Consider the following 19,422-nt stretch of genomic DNA (forward strand, 5'->3'; position numbering starts at 1 on the left):
CACAATATTCTTTCACGGCTGCGAGTTTTGCCTGCACTGTATATTTACCCATGACGCCTCCAAAGGTTGCGTCCAACCTTCGGGGGTCATACCACTCCAGCGTGGGAATGCCTTGGGTGACGCTCCGCGTCACAAATGTTCGCCGCGCCGCACATTCACGACCTGGCCACCATCATCTGCACAGCAAAGCCTTGGCGCTCTGGCTACAATGCTCGCCTTGCCGGGAGTTCTCATGTCCACGTTGCTCAACGATTGGCGTCATCGCTCAACCCATCGTCGTGTCTGGGCGCTGGCTGCGCCGATGATTCTGTCGAATATTTCCGTTCCGCTGGTAGCGCTGGTCGACAGCGCAGTGATCGGTCATCTGCCGCACGCACATCAGTTGGGTTCCGTCGCGGTCGGGTCGACGCTTTACACTTTCCTTGCCTGGGCCATGGGTTTTCTACGCATGGGCACCACCGGTTTTGCCGCGCAGGCGGCAGGGCGCAATGACAGTGCTGCGCTGCGCCGGATCCTGTTGCAGGGGCTGTTGCTGGCCGTCGGGCTGGCGTTGTTGCTGGGTGTGATCGCCTTGCCGTTCAGCCATCTGGCGCTGGCGATGATGCAGCCGTCTGCCGATCTGCAGCAAATGACCCTGGATTTCTTCCACACCCGGCTGTTCGGCCTGCCTGCGGCGCTGGCCAGTTATGCGCTGGTCGGCTGGTTTCTCGGCGCGCAGAACGCCAGAGCGCCACTGGCCATTCTGCTCATCACCAATCTGGTCAATATCGCGCTCAACCTATGGTTCGTCATCGGTCTGGACTGGGGCGTGGTCGGTTCGGCGCGTGCCTCGGTGTTGGCAGAGTGGACCGGCGTAGTGCTCGGTCTGCTGCTGGCCCGCAAGACCTTGCGCGCCTGGCCGGGGCAGATCGTCTGGTCAGCGATGAAGCTATGGAGCAACTGGAGACCCTTGCTGGCGGTCAATCGAGACATCTTTCTGCGCACACTGGCGCTGCAATCGGTGATGTTCCTGATCACCGTGCAGGGCGCTCGTCTGGGTGACGCAACGGTTGCCGCCAATGCGTTGCTGCTCAACGGCCTGCTGTTGACTGCCCATGCACTGGACGGGCTGGCGCATGCGGTCGAGGCGCTGTGCGGCCATGCCATTGGTGCGCGTGACCGGGATACGCTGCGGCGCTCGCTGGTGGTCGCGGGAGGCTGGTCACTGATTGCCAGCGTGGCATTTGCGCTGTTGTTTCTGGTGGGCGGGCATGGGTTCGTCAGCGTGCAGACCGATATTCCTGAGGTTCGCGCTACGGCCATGACCTATCTGCCGTATCTGGCGCTGATGCCATTGCTGGCCGTCTGGAGTTACCTGCTGGACGGGCTGTTCATCGGTGCCACCCGTGCCCGTGAAATGCGCAACGCGATGCTGTTCAGCGCAGCAGGCATCGCGCCGCTGGCTTATCTGGCTTCCAGCCACGGCAATCACGCGCTATGGCTGACGTTTCTGGCTTTTACCCTGCTGCGCGGCCTGAGCCTTGGCGCCATTGCCTGGCGATTGACGCGCCGGGACGGCTGGTTCGTTCACTGAGTCTTCAAGACCGCACGGTTCTTTTCCGCGAGCCTTTGCGGGGTGTGATTGACGAACATGTCGACCTCGTCGACCACCGGTGCCAGGCCGCTTAACAGCTTGGCAAATGCGCCGACCAGCGTGCCGTGATTGGTGCGCGAGAAATACAGGTCGCGTACCGGCACACCCGCCTCGCGCAATGCCCGCGCCAGGCCACCGGTGTTGCGTTTGGGGTTGACCAGCGAGTCCGTATTCGAGGCCATCAGCAACGCAGGGGGCGCGCTGGAACTGACGTGATTGATGGGTTGCGAGTCAGGCGGTGAGTCGGGGAAAAAGAACACCGGTTTCACATCGGCGTTCTCGATAGGCAGAAAGTCGTACGGCCCGGCCAGCCCGATCCAGCCGCTGAGAATGGACGGCGACAAGCCTTCACGGGCCAGCCAGCGCGGGTCGAGCGCCAGCATCGCAGCGTTATAGGCACCTGCACTGTGGCCCATCACGTACAAGCGGTCAGGATCGCCACCGTAGGTTTTTGCATGCTTGTGCGCCCAGGCCAGCGCCTTGGCTGAATCTTCCAGAAAGCTTGGGTAGCGCACCTGCGGATAGAGCCTGTAGTCGGCAATCACGACGACCATGCCACGCGCAGCCAATGCTTCGCCGACGAAGGCGTAATTGGCTTTCGAACCGGTGTTCCAGCTGCCGCCATAGAAAAACACCACGACTGGCGCATTGGCCGGTTTAGTCTGTGGGGTGTAAACGTCCAGCGTGTTGCGTGGATCCTGCCCGTAGGCCACTCCGTAGACATGATCGACAGGGCCGGTCGGATTCAACGTGTTGAGCAGCTTCAAGGGCGAGCAACCGGACAATGCTGCCAGTACGGCACCCGTCATCAGTGTCAGGAAAATCACTCGTATCATAAGGGAAGGGCTCTGGCAGATAAGTCGGATATGCCTGAGACCGTCGCGCTTCGCCCCAGTGCCGCATAGTTACTGCTACGTCATTCAATAGCGTCCGGATCACCCGAAGAACGGCCATTCGCCTTGCTGGCAAAGCTGATGCGCGGGCTGCTCAGTGTCAGGCCATCATCGTCGATCTGCACCGTGCTGGACCCCGCATCCAGTGTGACTTTGCTGCCTTCACCAAGGTATAGGCAGACCCCGTCTGCCAGTTGCAGCAGTCGGTCAGCGCCAATGAACATTTGCCGGTCGAGGTGCATTTGAACGTTTTCGACAGGCGCTGGATCATTCTCGCGACGCGCCTCCTGCGCCGGCAGACAGCCGATGATCAGTGGTGGGTGTGTGTCATCCTCAGAAAAGCTCACCGCCACTGACATACCGGCGCGACATTCGATATCCAGCCCCGGCGCCAGATGCAGCCAGCAGCCACCGCCGGGATCATTCGGGTGTTGCCATTCCCACTCCAGCCGGACGTGCACCCGGCCTGACGCATCAAGCCTTGCCGGTTCGCCGCTGATGCCGATGATCCAGCCTCGCTGAAGATGCGCAATGGGCGCGCACGGTGCCGGGGCAGGCGTTCTGAAGCCGACTTCCCATGGTATGGCCTTGAACTGGTTCGAGTAGCGTTCCGATGCCCCGCGGTCATTGCCATCAACGATGCCAAAGCGATGCCGGACTTCGGTGATCAGCCACATGTGGTTCCAGTTCTTCTCGGGATGGTCGGCCAGCGGCAGCAGTTCTGCGCAAGTCACGAACGGCAAGGTACTCTCGCCTGTCGCGTGCTGGGCTGCGCGGCTGCCGGGCAGATCCGTTGCATGCTCGGTGACGGCAAACCGGGTCACCCCGGACTGTTGCGCGAATTGACGCCAGCGTGCGACAGGGCTGCGCGCAAACCCGTGCAGGTTGGCGCCGAATACCAGTTCGTGGCGATGCCGTGAATGGACAAAGTGGTAGTGAATGCCTTCTTCTGCGCACAGGCGCTGGACCAGTTGCAGGTCGGATTCCTGATACTGCACGCAACAGTCGCGTTCGCGGCACTCGGTCGGCAGGTCAAAACGGAAACAGTTCTTCAGGCCATGTTCTTCGAGCACCTGGGTGATGATCCGGGTGGCGGTCATGTGCTGAAAGATGCGCGACTGGTGGCGTAACCCGAGACAGGCCAGTCGAGGCCCCATTATCAGCGTGTAACACGCCGGGCCGGGTTGGTAATGCTTGCGTGTCGCGCCTTGAATCTGACCGTGAAAGTTCTTCCGGTTTCCGAAGCTCAGCGAGGCAGGTTTGTACATCAGGCCGGTCAGGTCCAGATCCAGGCCGTCGCCAAGAATGTCCAGTTCAAAGGTAAAAGGCAGGCTGATCGCCTCGCTTGCGCTGAACGATATGACAGTGAAGCAGCGCTGCAGGCGGGCAATTTCCAGACGAAAGAGCGGCGCGCTGGTGTGGTCGGGCATGATGGAGTGCTTCTCTACCGGGAATGCGACCGAGAATTCTGGCGCAGAAAACGGGCAGGGTAGAGGGCTGCAGGTAGAACAGGACGTTGCCTACAAGGAATGTTGGTAGCGGCTTACGATGTGCGCATGACCAGCGCGCCAATGCATAAGTCTCGTAGGAGCGAGCTTGCTCGCGAAGAGGCCGGAACGCACCCCGAAACAAGGCGTTTGGCCTCGTTCTCCTGGCTTATCAGAACTTGCCTGTAACGATGAGTGCACAGCATTGGCACGACAGTCACAGTAGATGGGGCCCCAATTGCAGGCCCCATCGCAAATCCTGGAATCAGGACGACAGGTACGAAGAGCGTGTCAGCCCCAGGCGCAGGGCGTCGAGGAAGTAGGTACGCTCGCGCGGGGTAATCTTGGCGCTGGCGACCTTGTCCCGGTAATGGGTCATCAGTTCTTCCGGCGACAAATGCACGTAGCGCAGCATGTCTTCGATGGTGTCGTGGGTTTCGATGCCCGCGTGGTAAACGCTGCCGTCCGGGTTCTGGTAGATGTTCACCGAGTCGGTATCACCGAACAGGTTGTGCATGTCCCCCAGAATTTCCTGATAGGCGCCTACCAGGAAGATCCCCAGCAGATAGTCTTCGCCTTCGTTCAACGAGTGCACCGGCATGCTGGTCTCGATGCTCTGCTCATCGACGTACTGCTTGATCTTGCCGTCGGAATCGCAGGTCAGGTCCTGAAGCACGGCGCGGCGCACCGGCTCTTCGTCCAGACGGTGCAAGGGCAGAATCGGCAGCACCTGGCCGATGGCCCAGGTATCGGGCAGGCTCTGGAACACCGAGAAGTTGCAGATGTACTTGTCGGCCAGCTTGTCGTTGAGTTCGTCGAGCACCTGACGGTGTGAGCGTTGACGTGCCTTCAGCGAGTTGTACAGGCGGCGGCAGACGGCGAAGTAGCATTGTTCGCCGAGTGCCTTCTCTGCCAGGCTGATTTTGCCATCGGCGTACTGGGTAGCGATGTCGCTCATGTAATGCGTGGCACGCCAGTAGGTTTCGGTGACCATTTCTATGTCAGTCGGACCCAGCAGGTCCACCAGCCACTGCACGGTTTCCGGCAGGCTTTCCTTGTCGGAGATTTCCGGCACTTCGTCGTTATGCTTCTCGACGTCGGTCACCTGGACCACCAGCATGGCGTGGTGGGCGGTCAGCGAGCGGCCGCTTTCCGAGAAGATATGCGGGTGCGGCAGGCTTTGCGCATCGCAGAACTCCTTGAGCATTCCGACCACCACACCTGCGTAATCGTCCATGTCGTAGTTGATCGAGCTGGCGTTGCGTGAGTGGGTGCCGTCGTAGTCGACGCCCAGACCGCCGCCGACATCGATGTAATCCACCGGCAGGCCGAGTTTGCGCAGTTCGCCGTAATAGCGGATAGCCTCTTTGAAGCCGTGCTGGTAATCAGCCAGGTTGGCGATCTGCGAGCCCATGTGGAAGTGCAGCAGGCGGATGCCCTGATCGAGCCCGGCCTTGCGGAAGCGCTCGACCACCGACAGCAATTGTGCGGCCGACAGACCGAACTTGGATTTCTCGCCGCCGGTGTCCGCCCATTTGCTCGACGCCAGGGAAGACAGACGCACGCGCAGGCCTACCTGAGGGGCGACTTTCAGCTCGGCGGCTTCTTCGATCACCAGCTCGACTTCGGATTCTTTCTCGATGACGATGAATACGTTGTGGCCCAGCTTCTGGCCCATCAGCGCCAGACGTATGAACTCACGGTCCTTGTAACCGTTGCAGACGATGGTGCCGCCTTTGGGCGCCAATGCCAGCACGGCCATCAGCTCCGGTTTGGAACCCGCTTCCAGACCGATGGAGACGTTCTGCGTGGCGATGATGTTTTCCACCACCGCTTCCTGCTGGTTGACCTTGATCGGGTACAGCGCGGTGTATTGGCTCTGGTATTCCAGGCGCGCGATGTTGCTGTCGAATGCACCGGTCAGTTGACGCACACGGTCTTGCAGAATGTCGGGGAAGCGCACCAGCAAGGGCAGCGACAGGCCGCTCTTGCGCAGGTTGTCGACCTGTTCGTAAAGGTCGATGGGCGAGCTGTCCGGCCCATTGGGACGGACTTCAACGCGACCTGCTTCGTTGATTGCAAAATAACCCGCGCCCCAATGGCGAATACCATAAACGCTGCGGCTGTCCGCAACTGTCCATTGGCTGCCATCGTCTTTGCGTGTGCGTCGTACGGACATCGAAGTCCCCTATAAAGAAGTCGTTGCGCCAGCCATTAGCCCGCTGGGCGCAGTGTAATGAGTTGAAATGACGATTTGATTCGCTGCCCGCTACGCGGATTCAGCCGCCGGACTTTTTAGCCTTGAAGCCTTTTTTGATCAGCTCTGCCAATAGCAGTTCGACGTGATCGCCCTGAATCTCGATTACGCCGTCCTTGAGCGATCTGCCTGTGCCACAGCGCTGCTTGAGGGCCTTGGCGAGTTCTTTGAGCGGCTCTTCTGCCAGCGGGACACCACTGATGGTAGTCACGGTCTTGCCGCCGCGGCCTTTGCTTTCCCGGCGCACGCGGGCAATACCGTCCCCTTCGGGGATGGCGGTCTGTTTGCAGGTGCAGTCGGCAACGGGCTGACGACAATCCGGGCAGTGACGCCCTGCGTCGGTTGAAAACACCAGGCCACCAAGGGCGGCGAGAGAAGCGGCTTTTTTAGCCACGCAAAAATCCTCTTGTTGAGGACTGAAGATGGGTCGGGCTCACACGAACCATCGACCGCGAAGCCCCACTCTGGCAGGGGCAGCGCTACTGAAACGGCAGGGCCGGTCCAGTTTGAAAAGGTCGCGCAGTGTAACGGCAAACAGACCGGTTGCTAAGGGGCTGGATACGCCAATTTCTGAACACTGGCTTACTGAGCATTCTCTATCTGCTGCAGGTAGCGTTTCAGCGCCGCGAGCGAGTCCGGGCAGTAAGGGATTTTTTCAGCCTGATGCAGAACGTCGGCGATGGGCATGAAGCGCGCTTCCAGCACTTCTTCGGGCTGCAATCTCAAGGGCCCGTCCCACACGGCTGAAAACACGGCGCACCAGAGCCGGTTGCCCGGCTGATCGAAGAAAAACCGTTCGTGGGCCTGCAACGGTACGCCACTGACGCCCAGCTCCTCTTCCAGTTCCCGGGCAGCGGACTCGTCATAGCTTTCATCCGCCTGCACCATTCCGCCTGCGGCGACATCCCAATAACCGGGATAAATCGCTTTGCTCAGTGTGCGCCGATGCACGCAAAGCTCACCGGCACTGTTGAACAGCAGGATATAAGTGCCGCGCCCGATCAGTCCGCGCTCGCGCAAGTCGGCGCGGACCCGCGAGCCGAGCAGTCGGTCCTGCTCGTCGACCCAGGCGATCTGCTCGGCATCCGAGGCGGCACGGTGCGCGGCCTCGTTGGCGGGAATAGACATCAGCCTTGATTCAGCAACTGGCGCAGGTCGATGACTGCGGCGTTGGCACGCGAGATGTAGTTGGCCATGACCAGCGAGTGGTTGGCGAACACACCGAACGGGCTGCCATTCAGAATCATCGGGCTCCACAGCGGTTCCTGGGACGCTTCCAGCTCACGAATGATCTGACGCACGCTGACGGTCGCATTCTTCTTGGCCAGTACATCGGCAAAGTCGACCTCGATGGCGCGCAGCAGATGCGACAGAGCCCAGGCCTGACCGCGCGCTTCATAGAACACGTTGTCCACTTCCAGCCACGGGGTCTCGACGATTTCCTCGTCTACCTGCGGTACTTCGCCAGGCTTGACCGAAACAGCGGCCTCGGTTTTCAGCGTGCTGTTGAGTTTGACCCGACCGACACTGGCCGAAAGGCGTTGCGACAGCGAGCCCAGGCGGGTGCCGACATCACCCAGCCAGTTGTTCAGGTTGTCGGCGCGGGCATAGAACAGCGCGCCTTTCTGGTTCGGGTCGGACAAACGTGCCTGGTAGCGACTCAGAGAGTTGATACCTTCGGCGTATTGCGACTCGCTGGAAGGCAGGATCCAGCTGCGATTGTTGAAGTTGAACAGCGGCTCGGCGCGAGCCAGATCGCCATCTTCGGCAGATTGAGACTGGGAACGGGCAAAGTCTTTGCGCAGCGCACGACTCAAGTCACGCACCTGCACCAGTACGCCGTATTCCCAGCTTGGAATGTTGTCCAGCCACAAGCCCGGTGGCATGCGGTCGTTGGACAGATATCCACCGCGCTTGTTGAGCAGGGTGCCAGCCACGGTCTTGAGCGTTTCAACCGTCGTGTAGCCGATAACCATTGGCTTGCCTTCGCGCTCGGCGGCGGCTTGAGCGTTCTGTTGTACAGGGAACAGTGCAGGCTCTTTGCTCCAGTACCAGCCGACTACCAGTGCAACCAGCAGGTAAATCAAGATCAAGGCGCCCAGAGCGCGGCTATAGAACAGGTTACCCAGGTAACCGCGGCGTTTGACCGATGAAGTGTCAGCGGTGCGCTCACCCGCGCTGCCTGCGCGGTTCTTCCAATCCAGCATGGTAGGGTCCTTTCGATCTTGAGTTGAATGCTTCACGTGGGGTTCGACCGCAACCTTACCCTAAGGTGCGATCGGGGCAGCTGCAAGCTTCGAGCTTCAAGCCAAAAGCGAATTGCTTTCAACTTCCAGGTTGCAACTCAAGGCACGCCAGATTCTGGAGACGTGGCAACGTCTGCAGAAAGCCGAGTGGTCGGCTGGCGACATGGCTGAGCTCAAGGAGTCGACGTTGCGTTTACTGCGCTTTGCCGAGCGCTTCGAGCAGGTTGAACACATTTTACTGGCGCATGACATCAACCAGGCACTTGAGGCTGTCGAAGCCAATCGCGGTCGCCTCAACAGCCGCGTCATCACTGACCTCAATCGTCTGATGCAACGTCTCTCCCGCACCGGGCTGCGGCATGGCGACCAGCTTGAGCAAACGTCGCTGCCTCCGCTGCGCAAGCCGGTCTATGTGGTGCTTCAGGACCATGAGCGGGCCGAGCGTCTGGCCAAGCAGCTGGAGTTTTTCGGTCTGGCAGCTCTGTCGTTGCACAGTGTTGCCGAGTTTCAGCGCGCAATGGCGCAACGGCATCCGGCGGCGATTGTCATGGATGTCGATTTCAGCGGGGCCGGTCAGGGTCTGAAGCTGGCTTCACAGGCTCAGGAAGGCCTGGAGCAGAAGCTTCCGCTGTTGTTTTTCAGCCTTAACGAAACCGATACGCCCACCCGCCTCGCAGCAGTGCGGGCCGGTGGCGAAGAGTTTTTGACCGGCGCGCTGGAAGCGTCGAGTCTGCTGGAAAAAATCGAAGTCTTGACCTGCGTCGCTCAATACGAACCCTATAAAGTGCTGATCATCGACGATTCCCGCGCTCAGGCAATGCACACCGAACGCATTCTGAATGCAGCCGGAATTGTTACGCGGGTTCTGCTCGACCCGATTCAGGCAATGTCCGAACTGGCGGAGTTTCAGCCGGACCTGATCATTCTCGACATGTACATGCCTGGTTGCACCGGGACTGAGCTGGCCAAGGTCATTCGCCATAATGACCGCTATGTCAGCGTGCCGATCATTTACCTGTCGGCCGAGGATGATCAGGACAAGCAGCTTGACGCCATGAGCGAGGGCGGCGATGACTTCCTCACCAAGCCGATCAAGCCACGCCACCTGATCACCACGGTTCGCAATCGCGCCGCCAGAGCCCGCAGCCTCAAGGCGCGCATGGTTCGTGACAGCCTGACCGGGCTCTACAATCACACGCACATCCTGCAACTGCTGGAAGATTGCAGCTTTCGCTCGCGACGCGAGGGTAAGCCGCTGTGTTTTGCCATGCTCGATATCGACCACTTCAAGAAGGTCAACGACAGCCACGGTCACCCTATGGGAGATCGCGTCATCAAAAGCCTGGCGCTGTTTCTCAAGCAGCGCCTGCGCAAGACCGACTTCATCGGTCGTTACGGTGGTGAGGAGTTTGCCATCGTCATGCCCGATACCGACATTCAAAGTGCCCATAAAGTGCTTGATGAGATCCGCCATCGCTTTGCGGAGATCCATTACCCCGCGCAGCCGACCGATCTGTTTTGCACTTTCAGCGCCGGGGTCGTTTCTCTGGGGGCTAATGACGACAGTCTGAGCCTTGCGTCACAGGCGGATACTGCGTTGTACTGCGCCAAGCACGCGGGCCGCAATCAGGTGCATTCGGCCCTGGTGGATGTGCCCTATCACGTCGTGTTGACGGAAATCGAGGCCTGATTCGGTTTCAGTCCTGGCTTTCGATCAGCTTTTGCCGCTCTGCCGATTTGCCGGGTGAAAATGCCAAGGCCAGTTGGGTGCGGTTATGCATGTGGGTCAAGCGCAGCACTTGGGACACGTAGAGTTTGACAGTGTTTTCGGTAATGCCCAGTTCGCAGGCAATCTGGTAATTGGTCAGCCCCTTGCTGACCAGGCGCGCGACGTCAAGCTGGCGGGGTGACAATTTGGCCAGCGATACGGGCATCTGTGCATCACTCTCGAGGCTGGTTTTGCGCTCGGACTGCGCCCTGTTCTGAACGTTATCCAGATTTTGATAGAGGTCGTCTATGGATGCGGCCAGAAACTGAAGTTTCTCGTTGAGCAGGCCCAATTGCTGACGGTTTTTCTGCCGTTCGTGCAGCGCTTCCACCTGCAACTGGACACCCTCAAGCAACTCTTCAAGGTTGACCGGCTTCTGGTAGTAATCGGCGATGCCGGCTCGCAGAGCCTTGATGACGTCCTTTTTCTCGGCTTGTCCGGTCAGCATGATGGCCTCGAACAGATGCGTCTTGCCGCCAGCCATCTTCATGGCTTCGACCATCTCGATCCCATTCATGCCTGGCATTTCCAGGTCGCAAAGTACGATGCCAATAGCGCTGTCGCTGCTGAAATGCTCGATGGCCTCAAGGCTTGAATGACAGCGCACGCACGCATAGCCGTTGCTCTCCAGAAACTCACAGAGTTCTTCAACAATAACAGGCTGGTCGTCGACCACCAGAACTTTCGTGACCGGGTAGTTATCCACATGCAACTCCATGCTGTTAAGGCCGGCAGACCGGGACCTTTATCCATTCAGCAAAACATGATTAAGCGTTGTATGACCCGTTTCGGGTAGTTCAATGACAGTACGCCACAGCGATGTGTTAACCGTAGTCGTACTTTCCGACTATGTACATAGCATTAAACTTTCAATTGGCCGAGAGTCGACTAATGGAGCAACGCTACTGTCAGCAGCAAGCCCGCCAATAAAAAAGGTGAAAAAGGATATTTATCTGGCGCGTCAGGGAACATATAGGCGTAACGCCGCGCAACTCGTTGGTTTATATGATGCTGCACTTTCCTGGCGAGCAACACCCAGGTCAGCGCGGCGATGCCTGCGCCGATAAACGTGCACAGTAAATAGACGCTGTCGGAGGCGAGCGCGAGTGCGGCCATCAGCTTGACGTCTCCGGCGCCCAGCTTGCCGAGCGCATAACCAGGCAACGTCAAGCCCAGTGCCAGCGCCAGTGCCAGCGCGGCTTCCAGTGGCGTGGCGCCTAGCCAGCTCGTTCCGGTGCCTGCCAGCCAGGCGGCCGCCAGTGCTGTTGCGCCCAGTGTCAGGCTGTTTGAAATTTGCTTGCGTCGCGCGTCCTGTTCGGCGCAAATTGCAAACCATACAAGCAGAAAAAATAGTTTTATCAAGCAAAAAACATCCTGTTTTCCTGAAAGAATCTATGCTCTGTTGAAGCCGTAAATGTCAGGGTAGACGTTGATATGAAAACCGTTCTGCAGCATGCCTTGCCTCATCGGCAGCAAGGTGCCGCCGCTATTGAGTTCGCTGCGGTGTTCGTTGTTTTCTTTGCCGTGTTCTATGGCGTGGTGAGTTATAGCCTGCCGTTGCTTATGATGCAGTCTTTCAATGCGGCGGCCAGTGAAGCCGTGCGCCGAAGTGTCGCCCTTAGCCCGACAGTGAGTGGCTATAACACTCTGTTGGTCAGCCAGGCGCAGAGTGTCGTCATGAATCAGCTGTCATGGATGCCGCCTGCGCTGGGTTTCAACGCCAGTTATACCAACGTGACCTACACCGCTGGTGTTCTGACGGTGACCATCCAGTACCCCAAGACCCGATTGACCCAGGTACTCCCTTTATTGACGATCCCTGGCATCGGCGAGGTTCCGCGCTTGCCGACCAACCTTACTGCACAAGCGAGTCTGCAACTTGCCCCTTGAAAAAAATCGTCTGAGCCGTTGGCTGGGCCGTGGTGAAGCGCCGCCGTTATCCCAGGCTGTGCCCGTGTCACGCGAGCCGGGCCCGGTCGGGGTCGACCTTTATGTGCTGCTCGATGACGAAGGACGGATACAGAGCATCAGCCCGCAGTTGCTTGCGCGGTTGGGCATTGCCGCTCCGCTGTCAGCTGCGCAGCGGTTGATGAATCTGTTGCTGCCAAACAGCGCGCTGGTCATTGAAGGCGTGCCGCATGACTGGCTGGGGCACATGCTGGACCTGGACTTCAAGAGTGCCGATGCGCATACCTTGCACGCCCGTGGCTGGGTGCAGGCGCATGGCAAGGGCTGGCTGTTGCAGCTGCTGGATATCAGCGACTTGATGGAGGAGGCCAGTGCCGCCCGCAGCCGCCAGCAATGCCTGCGCTTTGCCGGGCAAATGGCCGAACGTGTGCGCGTGTGCAACGTAGACCGGCTGACTGCCGTGGTGACCGAGCAACTCGAGGAACTGGCGCAGCTATGGCGCGTTCCCTGTCTGGCGCTGGTATTGCCGGAAGTCAGCGGCGCTGGCTGGCGTGTCTACTGCCAGTACAGCGCCCACACCGCACCGGAGTTATGGCAGGTTGGGCAGCGACTGGGCAATGCGCTGGATCGATTCGATGCCAATATCACCCATCAACTCAGGTTTGGCGGCGGCGTCGACCAAGGGCCGTTGCAGAGTGCCTTCGGCAACGCGGACGGTTTTCTGATCCCCCACAGCCGTGACAACGTTGCTAAAGCATGGCTGATGTTCGGTTTCTATAACCCGCAACAGCAGGCTCCGGATCTTGGTGAGCGCGAGTGGCTCAACCTGTGTTCGGCGCTGGCCGGGCCGGTGCTTTTTCGCTTGTCCGAGCAGCACAACCGTCACCATGTAGAGCGCCTGGCGGTGCTTCAGGATCTGCTGGGCACCGGTTGGTGGGAGCTGATGCCTGCTCGTGACGAAATCCTGCTGGCACCGCAACTGGCGCGCAGTCTGCGTCTGGGTGACCGGGTCGAAAGTCTGTCGCGTCAAGACTGGCTGGCGTTGATTCATCCGGCTGATCGACAAGAGCTTTCCAGTCGTCTGGCGCAGTTACGTGACAAAGGCACGCCGCTGCTGATTTGCGTGCGTCTGGCACAGAGCGATTCCGCCCAGGAAACCCTCTGGTACCGTATTCAGGGCCAGGCGCTGATCAGTGGTCAGGTTCAGCGAGTGTTGGGTTTCATGCTCGATGTCAGTGATATCAAGAATCAGGAAACCGAAGCAGCGGCCGCTCACGCCCGGCTGGATAACCTCATTGCCAGCTCGCCGGCCGTGATTTACGTGCAGCGCTACGATCACGGCAACCTTGAGCCAACCTTTTTCAGTGACAGTCTCACGCCCTTGCTGGGCTGGACGCTGGCTGACTGCGTAGATGGCCAGCTGGCGGAATACATTCACCCCGAAGACCGCGACATCTGGTTCGAGCGTAACCGGCAGCTGTTGCGCGGAGGCGTTGTCAGTCGGCGTTACAGGTTGCGCAACAAGAACGGCCACTACCATTGGTTGCTGGACGAAGCGCGATTGTTGCGTGACGACCTCGGCATGCCCGTGGAGGCGGTCGGCCTGTGGCTGGACGTGACCGAAGCCACTCTGGCGGCCGAGCACGTGCGCCAGAGCGAAGAGCGATACCGCATTCTGGTCGAAGACTCACCGGCCATGATCTGCCGCTATTCTCCGGATCTGGTACTGAGTTTCGGCAACCGTCCACTGGCCAATTACATGGAATGCACGCCGGAACAACTGACCGGGATCAATCTGGGGGACTGGCTTTCGGACGAGCAGCGCGAGGCGTTCATTCGGCGCATTGGTCAGCTCACCCCGCAAGCGCCGGTGAGCACCGAAGAAATCTGTATCGAGCTGCCCGGCCGTGAGTATGCCTGGTGGGTCTGGGCCGACCGGGGAATATTCGACGAGCACGGCACGCTGGTCGAGGTTCAGGCCGTCGGCCGTGATAACACGGATGTGCGCCGCTCCAGGATGCAATTGAACCAGAGCGCGAAAATGGCCACGCTTGGCGAAATGTCCACAGGCCTCGCCCATGAGATAAATCAGCCACTCAATGTCATGCGCATGGCGGTGGTCAACGTCCTCAAGCGTCTTGGGTGCGGGGACGTGGACATCGAATACCTCACCGAAAAGCTCAACCGTATCGACGCGCAGGTACAGCGTGCTGCCCGCGTGGTGGACCATATGAGGGTATTCGGTCGGCGCTCTGAAGTGGAGGAGCAGCTGTTCGATCCGGCGCAGGCGGTGGAAGGCACCCTCTCGATGCTGGCCGAAGGCATGAAAGGCAAGGGTGTGCAGTTGCGGGTCGGCACCATGATCGAAGACGTGCAGGTTCGCGGGCATGTCGATCAGCTTGAGCAGGTGCTGATCAACCTGATGGTCAACGCCCGTGATGCGTTGTTGTCACGTCGGGAAAAAGACCGGGATTTCGAACCGTGGATCAGCGTCGAGGCCGAGCGGGACGAAAATATCATCCGGCTGGCGGTTCAGGACAACGGCGGGGGGATTGATCCGCGTTTGCTGGAGCGCATTTTCGAGCCGTTCTTCACCACCAAGCCTGTCGGTGTCGGCACCGGACTGGGCTTGTCTGTCAGCTACGGCATCGTCGACCAGATGGGCGGCCAGCTCAGCGTCGGCAACGTCGGGGAGGGCGCTCGTTTCCAGATCGAGCTGCCGATATTCAACGCCGGTTAGATAATCAGCGTCGCCTGACCGATGTTGCAGCTTAAATTGGCACCCACATCGGTGGCACCCAGATTCAGGCCAAGTGACTCGAACAGCGGGTCGACGACTGATGTCAGCAAGCCGGTCAGCGTGTTCTCCACAATAGCGTCCAGCGCAACGGTCAGGCTGTTCAGCGTTGCAGCTGCTCCAGTAATGACGTTGCCTAGCACATTGCTGGTCGCAGGTTTATAGACATTCACCTTTACGCTGGAAACCGTGCCGTTCAGCAACGTACTGGGTTTGGTGTGCGCAACGCTTGTCAGGAAATAGGGCGCGCTGTTGATTTCCGGCAGATTGGGCGAGCTGAAGGTTGTACTGACGACCGTTGAGCTGCCCAGCGGCGACTGGCTTACCGTGTCGAACGTGAGACCTATGCCGCCACCGCCGAAGGGGGTGCGGGCGGTGCAGTTGCCCAACAGTCCCGCTATCTTCTGGCAGGTCTTGGTGCCTATATCCAGCACCGGTAGAGGCAGTGCGGTGATTGCCGAGGGGTCAGTGCTGGCAGGAAACGCTGCCGTGCTGTCAATCCAGCCAACCTTGGCGCTGAGCAATCCTGCATCTGTTTTGACACTCAAGGTTTTGCTGGTATTGCTGGTACAGGTGTAGCCGGTGACATAGGTGTCGGCGCTGGCCAGCGACAGGCTCAGATCTATCCTGGGGCCGGCGCTGGCAGAAGAGTCCGAGGTCAGAAACTTGAAATCGGTGACCATGCAACTGTTTAGCCCTACGGCGCAGGTGGCTGATGTCACCAGGCCCGCGATGTTCAGGCTCAACGCGCTATTGAGGATCGGTGTCAGGCTGCCGACCACCGAGCCCGCAGTGTTGGCCAATGACGTGATGGTGCCCAGCACCGGCAGATTGATCGACACCAGCGCACGCATCTGCGCGGTGCGCACGTAGATCCGGTTGGCACCGGTTTTGGGATTGAGCGGGTCGATCTTGCTCGGGTCGCCGATGGCCGATAACTGAGGCGGCTCAACGACCTGAAATCGTGTGGTGACCTGTGCCAGGGTGCCTACATTTATTTGCGCAGCTGTCGATATGCCGGTCTTGTCGTTGGCCAGTTGCGCAAGGCCTTGAACCAGGTCCAGAAGGCGCAGGTTGGTATTCAATGCAGCGAGGTCCGAACTGCCCTGTATCGACAGCACGTCGCCGAGCAACACAGTGGTTGCGCCAGCCGCCAGTTTCAAGGCTTGCAGGCCTGCGATGGTGGCCGTACCGTTCAAGGTCGCGCCGGGGTCGAGCACATGGATAGCACTCTGGATCAACTGGCTGACAGAAACCGATGTGTTGAGCACCTCGCTGTAACCGACCGCAGTCAGGTTAAGGTCGGTCTTGAGTCGGTTCAGATAGCTCAACAGGCTGAGGTCGGTGCTGGCGAGGCCCTGCCAGTTCGCTACGCTCAGGTTGAGTGTGTCACCGAGCAGGCTGCCGATGAGCGGGTTCAGAATGGCCGCCCGAGTGCTGTCCATTGTTACCGCCGCACTGCGAATGGTCAGTGCCGCCAGTGGCGCGGCACTGGCAGCCACGGCTGTGGCGCTGATCGTGATGTTCGCAGGGGAGGGAGTTTTTTCGAACAGGGCAACAATACCGGCAGCAATACTTCGTGGCACCGGATGCGCCGCGACCACTTGAATGGCCAGTGCCTGGGTGGAGTCCGCGACAAATACGCGCTGGCTCTGCAGGCCCACTGTAAGGGTGCCGCAGAGGATGGTTAGCGTTCGACCTCCGGTATTCGGGGTAAAGCCGTTACGCGTGGCACTTTGTGTGGCGAAACCGGGGGCGGTGGCCGCCCCGCTGCACGTTCCCCTGCGCCCCGCAGCTTCCAGGGCGGCGATGTCCGCAACCCGCTGCAACGAGCGTTTCTCCAGATACAGCCTGCCGCTGTCGACCACTATCAGTGTGCACAGCAGCGCCAATCCCAATGTGAGCGCGGCCATCATGCCTATGGCGCCGCGTTGCCGGGCGGGCATTGCCGTATAACCATCCAGTGGGGACATCAGCACTCCTTCGGCCACGCCGTTGCTCACTCACCTGCTTCAGGGGAGTGTAGTCAACGCCTCGAAAGAGCACTGGCAAGGTGCCAGATTTGAGAAGTGTCGCACCCGATTTGTACGGGCGCGATCAGGTATGCCGATCAGTACTGGTAACGCAGTACCGCGTGCGAGAGGGCGCGCACCGCAAAAATGCCGAGCAGCGCGGTCATTGCCGGGACGATGAGCCACCATACCCGGACCGACATGGCGGGCAAGGGGGCGTTGCGCTGAATGAACGCCAGGCTGGCGGCGCAGACACAGAACGCCAGGAGCATTCCAGCGAGGATGTCGGTTGGCCAGTGAACGCCGAGGTAAACCCTGGAAAGCGCGATGGCCAGTGCCGGAATGCCACCGACCAGCATCCAGCTCAGGCGCAGGCGCACGGGCTGGCCGCGTCCGGCCAGCACCGCCAGCGTCATGAACAGCGCAAAGGCCGCAGAACTATGGCCACTGGGCATGCTGTAAGTGGTCAGCGGCTCTACCAGAACGTCCGGGCGAGCGCGGGCGAAGAACGTTTTCAGGGTGCCATTGGCAATCGCGGTACCCAGTGTTGCGGTCAGAGCAAAAGCTGCGTGACGCCATTGTCTGGCAACGGCCAGCACGATGATCAGCAGGGAGGCCGCCAGCAACTGGGCCTTGAAGTCGCCGATGCTGGTGACGAAGATCACGATGTTCTGTGCGGCCTCGCTGCGATGCTCCTGAATGAGCGTCATCAGGCCGTTGTCGAAGTCCGCCAGATAGGGCCAGCCGATGAACAGCGCCGCGACCAGCGTCAGGCTGAGCACGGAAATAAGTTTGGTTGCATAGCGCTTCTGGCGAATGCTGCTCTGAATACTCAGCCCGAACAGAATCGCCAGACCGGCACCGACCACTGCCGCCTCAGGCCAGAAGCCTTCCGGCAGCGGCAGGCTAATGGCCGCGCCCGCCGCCCAGCCCGGCATCAGGTAGGCAATCGACCAGCCTGCCGCGGCCAGTACACTGACGGCCGCAAAGCGCGGGAGCGGCATGTCGCACATGCCGGCAATCATTGGCAGCATCGGGCGTAGCGGTCCGATGAAGCGCCCGACCAGCAAACTGGCGATGCCGTAACGGTGGAAGTATTTTTCCGCACCTTCCATCCACTCCGGGTGCGTGCGCAAGCCGGGCAACTGACGGATATTCTGATGAAAGCGCCGACCTATGAAGTACGACACTGCGTCCCCCAACAGCCCGCCGAGAAAACCCAGTAACAGCACTTCGCTCAACGGCAGTATGCCGCTGCCCGCCAAGGCGGCGATGGCAAACATGATGACCGTGCCCGGCACGACGATCCCGACGATCGCGACGATCGCGACGCATTCAGTGAAGGCCACCAAAAAAATCGCGACAGCCACCCAGGAAGGATTCGCTGTCAGCCAGCCGGTCATGCCATTGAGCAGATCGCCCATCGGTCAGTTTCCTTGATCGAGAAATAAGTAGTCGCGGCCTTCGACCTGACCGCGTCTGAGAGGGTCCCGTGTGCAGAAACGGGCGTAACCGGCATCCACGAAGCGATACATCAAGTGCTCATCGCGCCCGGCAGGAATGCCCAGACGGGTGGTCTGGATAATGCGCTCGGGTGCCTGGCCGATGTCTTCGACCAGCAACCTCTGTGGGTCGAAGCGTCTGGCGTCCCACTCCGGTACTTTCAGGCCAAGTGCCTTGCACAGTAGCGTCTGGCCAGCGCAGAGCCGTTGCGGCGGGCGGATTGCCCCGCTGGCGTCGGGGTTGTTCAACTGCATCTGCGCCAGGGCGTTTTCGTCGCTGGTTGCGTCGGTCCAGGGAAATGCCGATTTGATCAGCACTGCATTGCCCGGCCCCTCGGCGCTGAAATTCAGCGAGTCACCGCCGCGCGCGTAGTACATATAGATGTGCCCGCCGTCGAGGAACAGCGCTTTGCGCTTTTCGGTATAGCCCAGCGAAGCATGGCTGCCTTTTTCAGCGCAGTAGTACGCTTCTGTTTCGATGATGCGGGCGGCCAGCCACAGCTCGCCCACTTTATGCCGAATGATCTTGCCCAGCAGATCGCGGGCCAGCAACTGGGCATCGCGATGGAAGAAATAATCCGGAAGAGCAGCAGGCATAGTCAGGCAGGTACGTTGAGAAGGTGCCCGATAATAACAAGCGCAACTTTAATTGCAGCTGAATGTGTCTGGATTAGCGGCTTTGTTGTTTCTGAAAGTGACTGAGGCATGACAAACCGGTTAACCCATAAGAGCGTTTTGTGCGTGCGTCTCATTGCGACGCTGGTCGAGAGGGCGCGCAGGCTGAGCGCACATCGTTATGCACGAGTCCTGACGAGCCCGGAAAATGGGGGTGTTCAGGCTTCTGCCCGCAGGGCGTGGGAGCGAACTTGTTCGCGAAAGCTTTATCTCGGGCGACACATCTCCTGCGGATGTCACGGCC

At 59.7% G+C, this 19,422-nt stretch carries 14 protein-coding genes and 1 pseudogene; 4 read left to right on the forward strand and 11 right to left on the reverse strand.

The features are described from left to right. Positions 1 to 232 precede the first annotated feature (232 nt). Entirely contained in the window at positions 233 to 1,573 is a 1,341-nt protein-coding gene (locus AO277_RS09275; RefSeq protein ID WP_044319360.1) for an MATE family efflux transporter, read from the forward strand. Here the strand turns inward: AO277_RS09275 and AO277_RS09280 are convergent. The 6 genes from AO277_RS09280 to AO277_RS09305 form a co-directional block, all read right to left on the reverse strand. Further along, positions 1,567 to 2,469: an alpha/beta hydrolase gene (locus AO277_RS09280; protein WP_002555353.1), complete on the reverse strand. Its 903-nt coding sequence runs from the start codon at positions 2,467 to 2,469 to the stop codon at positions 1,567 to 1,569. The two genes, AO277_RS09275 and AO277_RS09280, sit on opposite strands and share 7 nt — an antisense overlap. An 80-nt stretch (positions 2,470 to 2,549) precedes the next feature. Then, on the reverse strand, positions 2,550 to 3,956 hold the full coding sequence (locus AO277_RS09285; protein WP_044319359.1) for a type VI secretion system Vgr family protein: 1,407 nt from the start codon (positions 3,954 to 3,956) through the stop codon (positions 2,550 to 2,552). A 322-nt stretch (positions 3,957 to 4,278) separates the two neighbouring features. After that, the gene (speA, locus tag AO277_RS09290) at positions 4,279 to 6,192 is read right to left on the reverse strand and encodes an arginine decarboxylase (protein WP_004666294.1); all 1,914 of its coding nucleotides are present in this window, start codon (positions 6,190 to 6,192) and stop codon (positions 4,279 to 4,281) included. A gap of 100 nt (positions 6,193 to 6,292) precedes the next feature. Next, entirely contained in the window at positions 6,293 to 6,664 is a 372-nt protein-coding gene (locus AO277_RS09295) for a translation initiation factor Sui1 (protein ID WP_044319358.1), read from the reverse strand. Between the two features lie 188 nt (positions 6,665 to 6,852). Beyond that, positions 6,853 to 7,398: an NUDIX hydrolase gene (locus tag AO277_RS09300; protein WP_002555349.1), complete on the reverse strand. Its 546-nt coding sequence runs from the start codon at positions 7,396 to 7,398 to the stop codon at positions 6,853 to 6,855. Beyond that, a complete protein-coding gene (locus AO277_RS09305) occupies positions 7,398 to 8,477 on the reverse strand; it encodes a DUF2333 family protein (RefSeq protein ID WP_002555348.1) in 1,080 nt (359 codons plus the stop codon). Before AO277_RS09305 ends, AO277_RS09300 begins: the two co-directional genes overlap by 1 nt. A gap of 139 nt (positions 8,478 to 8,616) precedes the next feature. Between AO277_RS09305 and AO277_RS09310 the strand changes: the two are divergent. Further along, positions 8,617 to 10,206 (forward strand): annotated as a pseudogene (locus AO277_RS09310) (diguanylate cyclase); the annotation flags it as partial. Between the two features lie 7 nt (positions 10,207 to 10,213). Here the strand turns inward: AO277_RS09310 and AO277_RS09315 are convergent. Together AO277_RS09315 and AO277_RS09320 are read right to left on the reverse strand one after the other, a co-directional pair. Continuing rightward, positions 10,214 to 11,002: a response regulator transcription factor gene (locus tag AO277_RS09315; protein WP_161795800.1), complete on the reverse strand. Its 789-nt coding sequence runs from the start codon at positions 11,000 to 11,002 to the stop codon at positions 10,214 to 10,216. A 170-nt stretch (positions 11,003 to 11,172) separates the two neighbouring features. Further along, positions 11,173 to 11,643 (reverse strand): prepilin peptidase, encoded by a 471-nt coding sequence (locus tag AO277_RS09320; protein ID WP_044319362.1) that lies wholly within the window; start codon positions 11,641 to 11,643, stop codon positions 11,173 to 11,175. 75 nt (positions 11,644 to 11,718) lie between these two features. Here AO277_RS09320 and AO277_RS09325 point away from each other — a divergent pair, with 75 nt between their 5' ends. Further along, a complete protein-coding gene (locus AO277_RS09325; RefSeq protein ID WP_002555344.1) occupies positions 11,719 to 12,174 on the forward strand; it encodes a TadE/TadG family type IV pilus assembly protein in 456 nt (151 codons plus the stop codon). After that, entirely contained in the window at positions 12,164 to 14,932 is a 2,769-nt protein-coding gene (locus AO277_RS09330) for a PAS domain-containing sensor histidine kinase (RefSeq protein WP_044319356.1), read from the forward strand. Before AO277_RS09325 ends, AO277_RS09330 begins: the two co-directional genes overlap by 11 nt. Here AO277_RS09330 and AO277_RS09335 read toward each other — a convergent pair. The 3 genes from AO277_RS09335 to AO277_RS09345 form a co-directional block, all read right to left on the reverse strand. Next, positions 14,929 to 16,962, reverse strand: a complete 2,034-nt coding sequence (locus AO277_RS09335; protein ID WP_044319361.1) for a pilus assembly protein TadG-related protein — start codon at positions 16,960 to 16,962, stop codon at positions 14,929 to 14,931. The genes AO277_RS09330 and AO277_RS09335 overlap by 4 nt on opposite strands. Positions 16,963 to 17,099: 137 nt before the next feature. Next, on the reverse strand, positions 17,100 to 18,425 hold the full coding sequence (locus AO277_RS09340) for a bifunctional DedA family/phosphatase PAP2 family protein (protein WP_044319355.1): 1,326 nt from the start codon (positions 18,423 to 18,425) through the stop codon (positions 17,100 to 17,102). Positions 18,426 to 18,428: 3 nt separating this feature from the next. Continuing rightward, positions 18,429 to 19,100 (reverse strand): DNA-3-methyladenine glycosylase, encoded by a 672-nt coding sequence (locus AO277_RS09345; protein ID WP_044319354.1) that lies wholly within the window; start codon positions 19,098 to 19,100, stop codon positions 18,429 to 18,431. Between the last annotated feature and the right edge of the window lie 322 nt (positions 19,101 to 19,422).

It is taken from the genome of Pseudomonas amygdali (assembly GCF_002699855.1).
In the GTDB taxonomy this organism is placed as follows: domain Bacteria; phylum Pseudomonadota; class Gammaproteobacteria; order Pseudomonadales; family Pseudomonadaceae; genus Aquipseudomonas; species Aquipseudomonas amygdali.

Bases quoted from the DNA above. Each gene is read 5' to 3' on its own strand.
- AO277_RS09280 (WP_002555353.1), bottom strand. From the start codon at position 2,469: ATGATACGAGTGATTTTCCTGACACTGATGACGGGTGCCGTACTGGCA.
- AO277_RS09300 (WP_002555349.1), bottom strand. From the start codon at position 7,398: ATGTCTATTCCCGCCAACGAGGCCGCGCACCGTGCCGCCTCGGATGCC.
- AO277_RS09285 (WP_044319359.1), bottom strand. From the start codon at position 3,956: ATGCCCGACCACACCAGCGCGCCGCTCTTTCGTCTGGAAATTGCCCGC.
- speA (WP_004666294.1), bottom strand. From the start codon at position 6,192: ATGTCCGTACGACGCACACGCAAAGACGATGGCAGCCAATGGACAGTT.
- AO277_RS09335 (WP_044319361.1), bottom strand. From the start codon at position 16,962: ATGTCCCCACTGGATGGTTATACGGCAATGCCCGCCCGGCAACGCGGC.
- AO277_RS09305 (WP_002555348.1), bottom strand. From the start codon at position 8,477: ATGCTGGATTGGAAGAACCGCGCAGGCAGCGCGGGTGAGCGCACCGCT.
- AO277_RS09345 (WP_044319354.1), bottom strand. From the start codon at position 19,100: ATGCCTGCTGCTCTTCCGGATTATTTCTTCCATCGCGATGCCCAGTTG.
- AO277_RS09325 (WP_002555344.1), top strand. From the start codon at position 11,719: ATGAAAACCGTTCTGCAGCATGCCTTGCCTCATCGGCAGCAAGGTGCC.
- AO277_RS09315 (WP_161795800.1), bottom strand. From the start codon at position 11,002: ATGGAGTTGCATGTGGATAACTACCCGGTCACGAAAGTTCTGGTGGTC.
- AO277_RS09340 (WP_044319355.1), bottom strand. From the start codon at position 18,425: ATGGGCGATCTGCTCAATGGCATGACCGGCTGGCTGACAGCGAATCCT.
- AO277_RS09275 (WP_044319360.1), top strand. From the start codon at position 233: ATGTCCACGTTGCTCAACGATTGGCGTCATCGCTCAACCCATCGTCGT.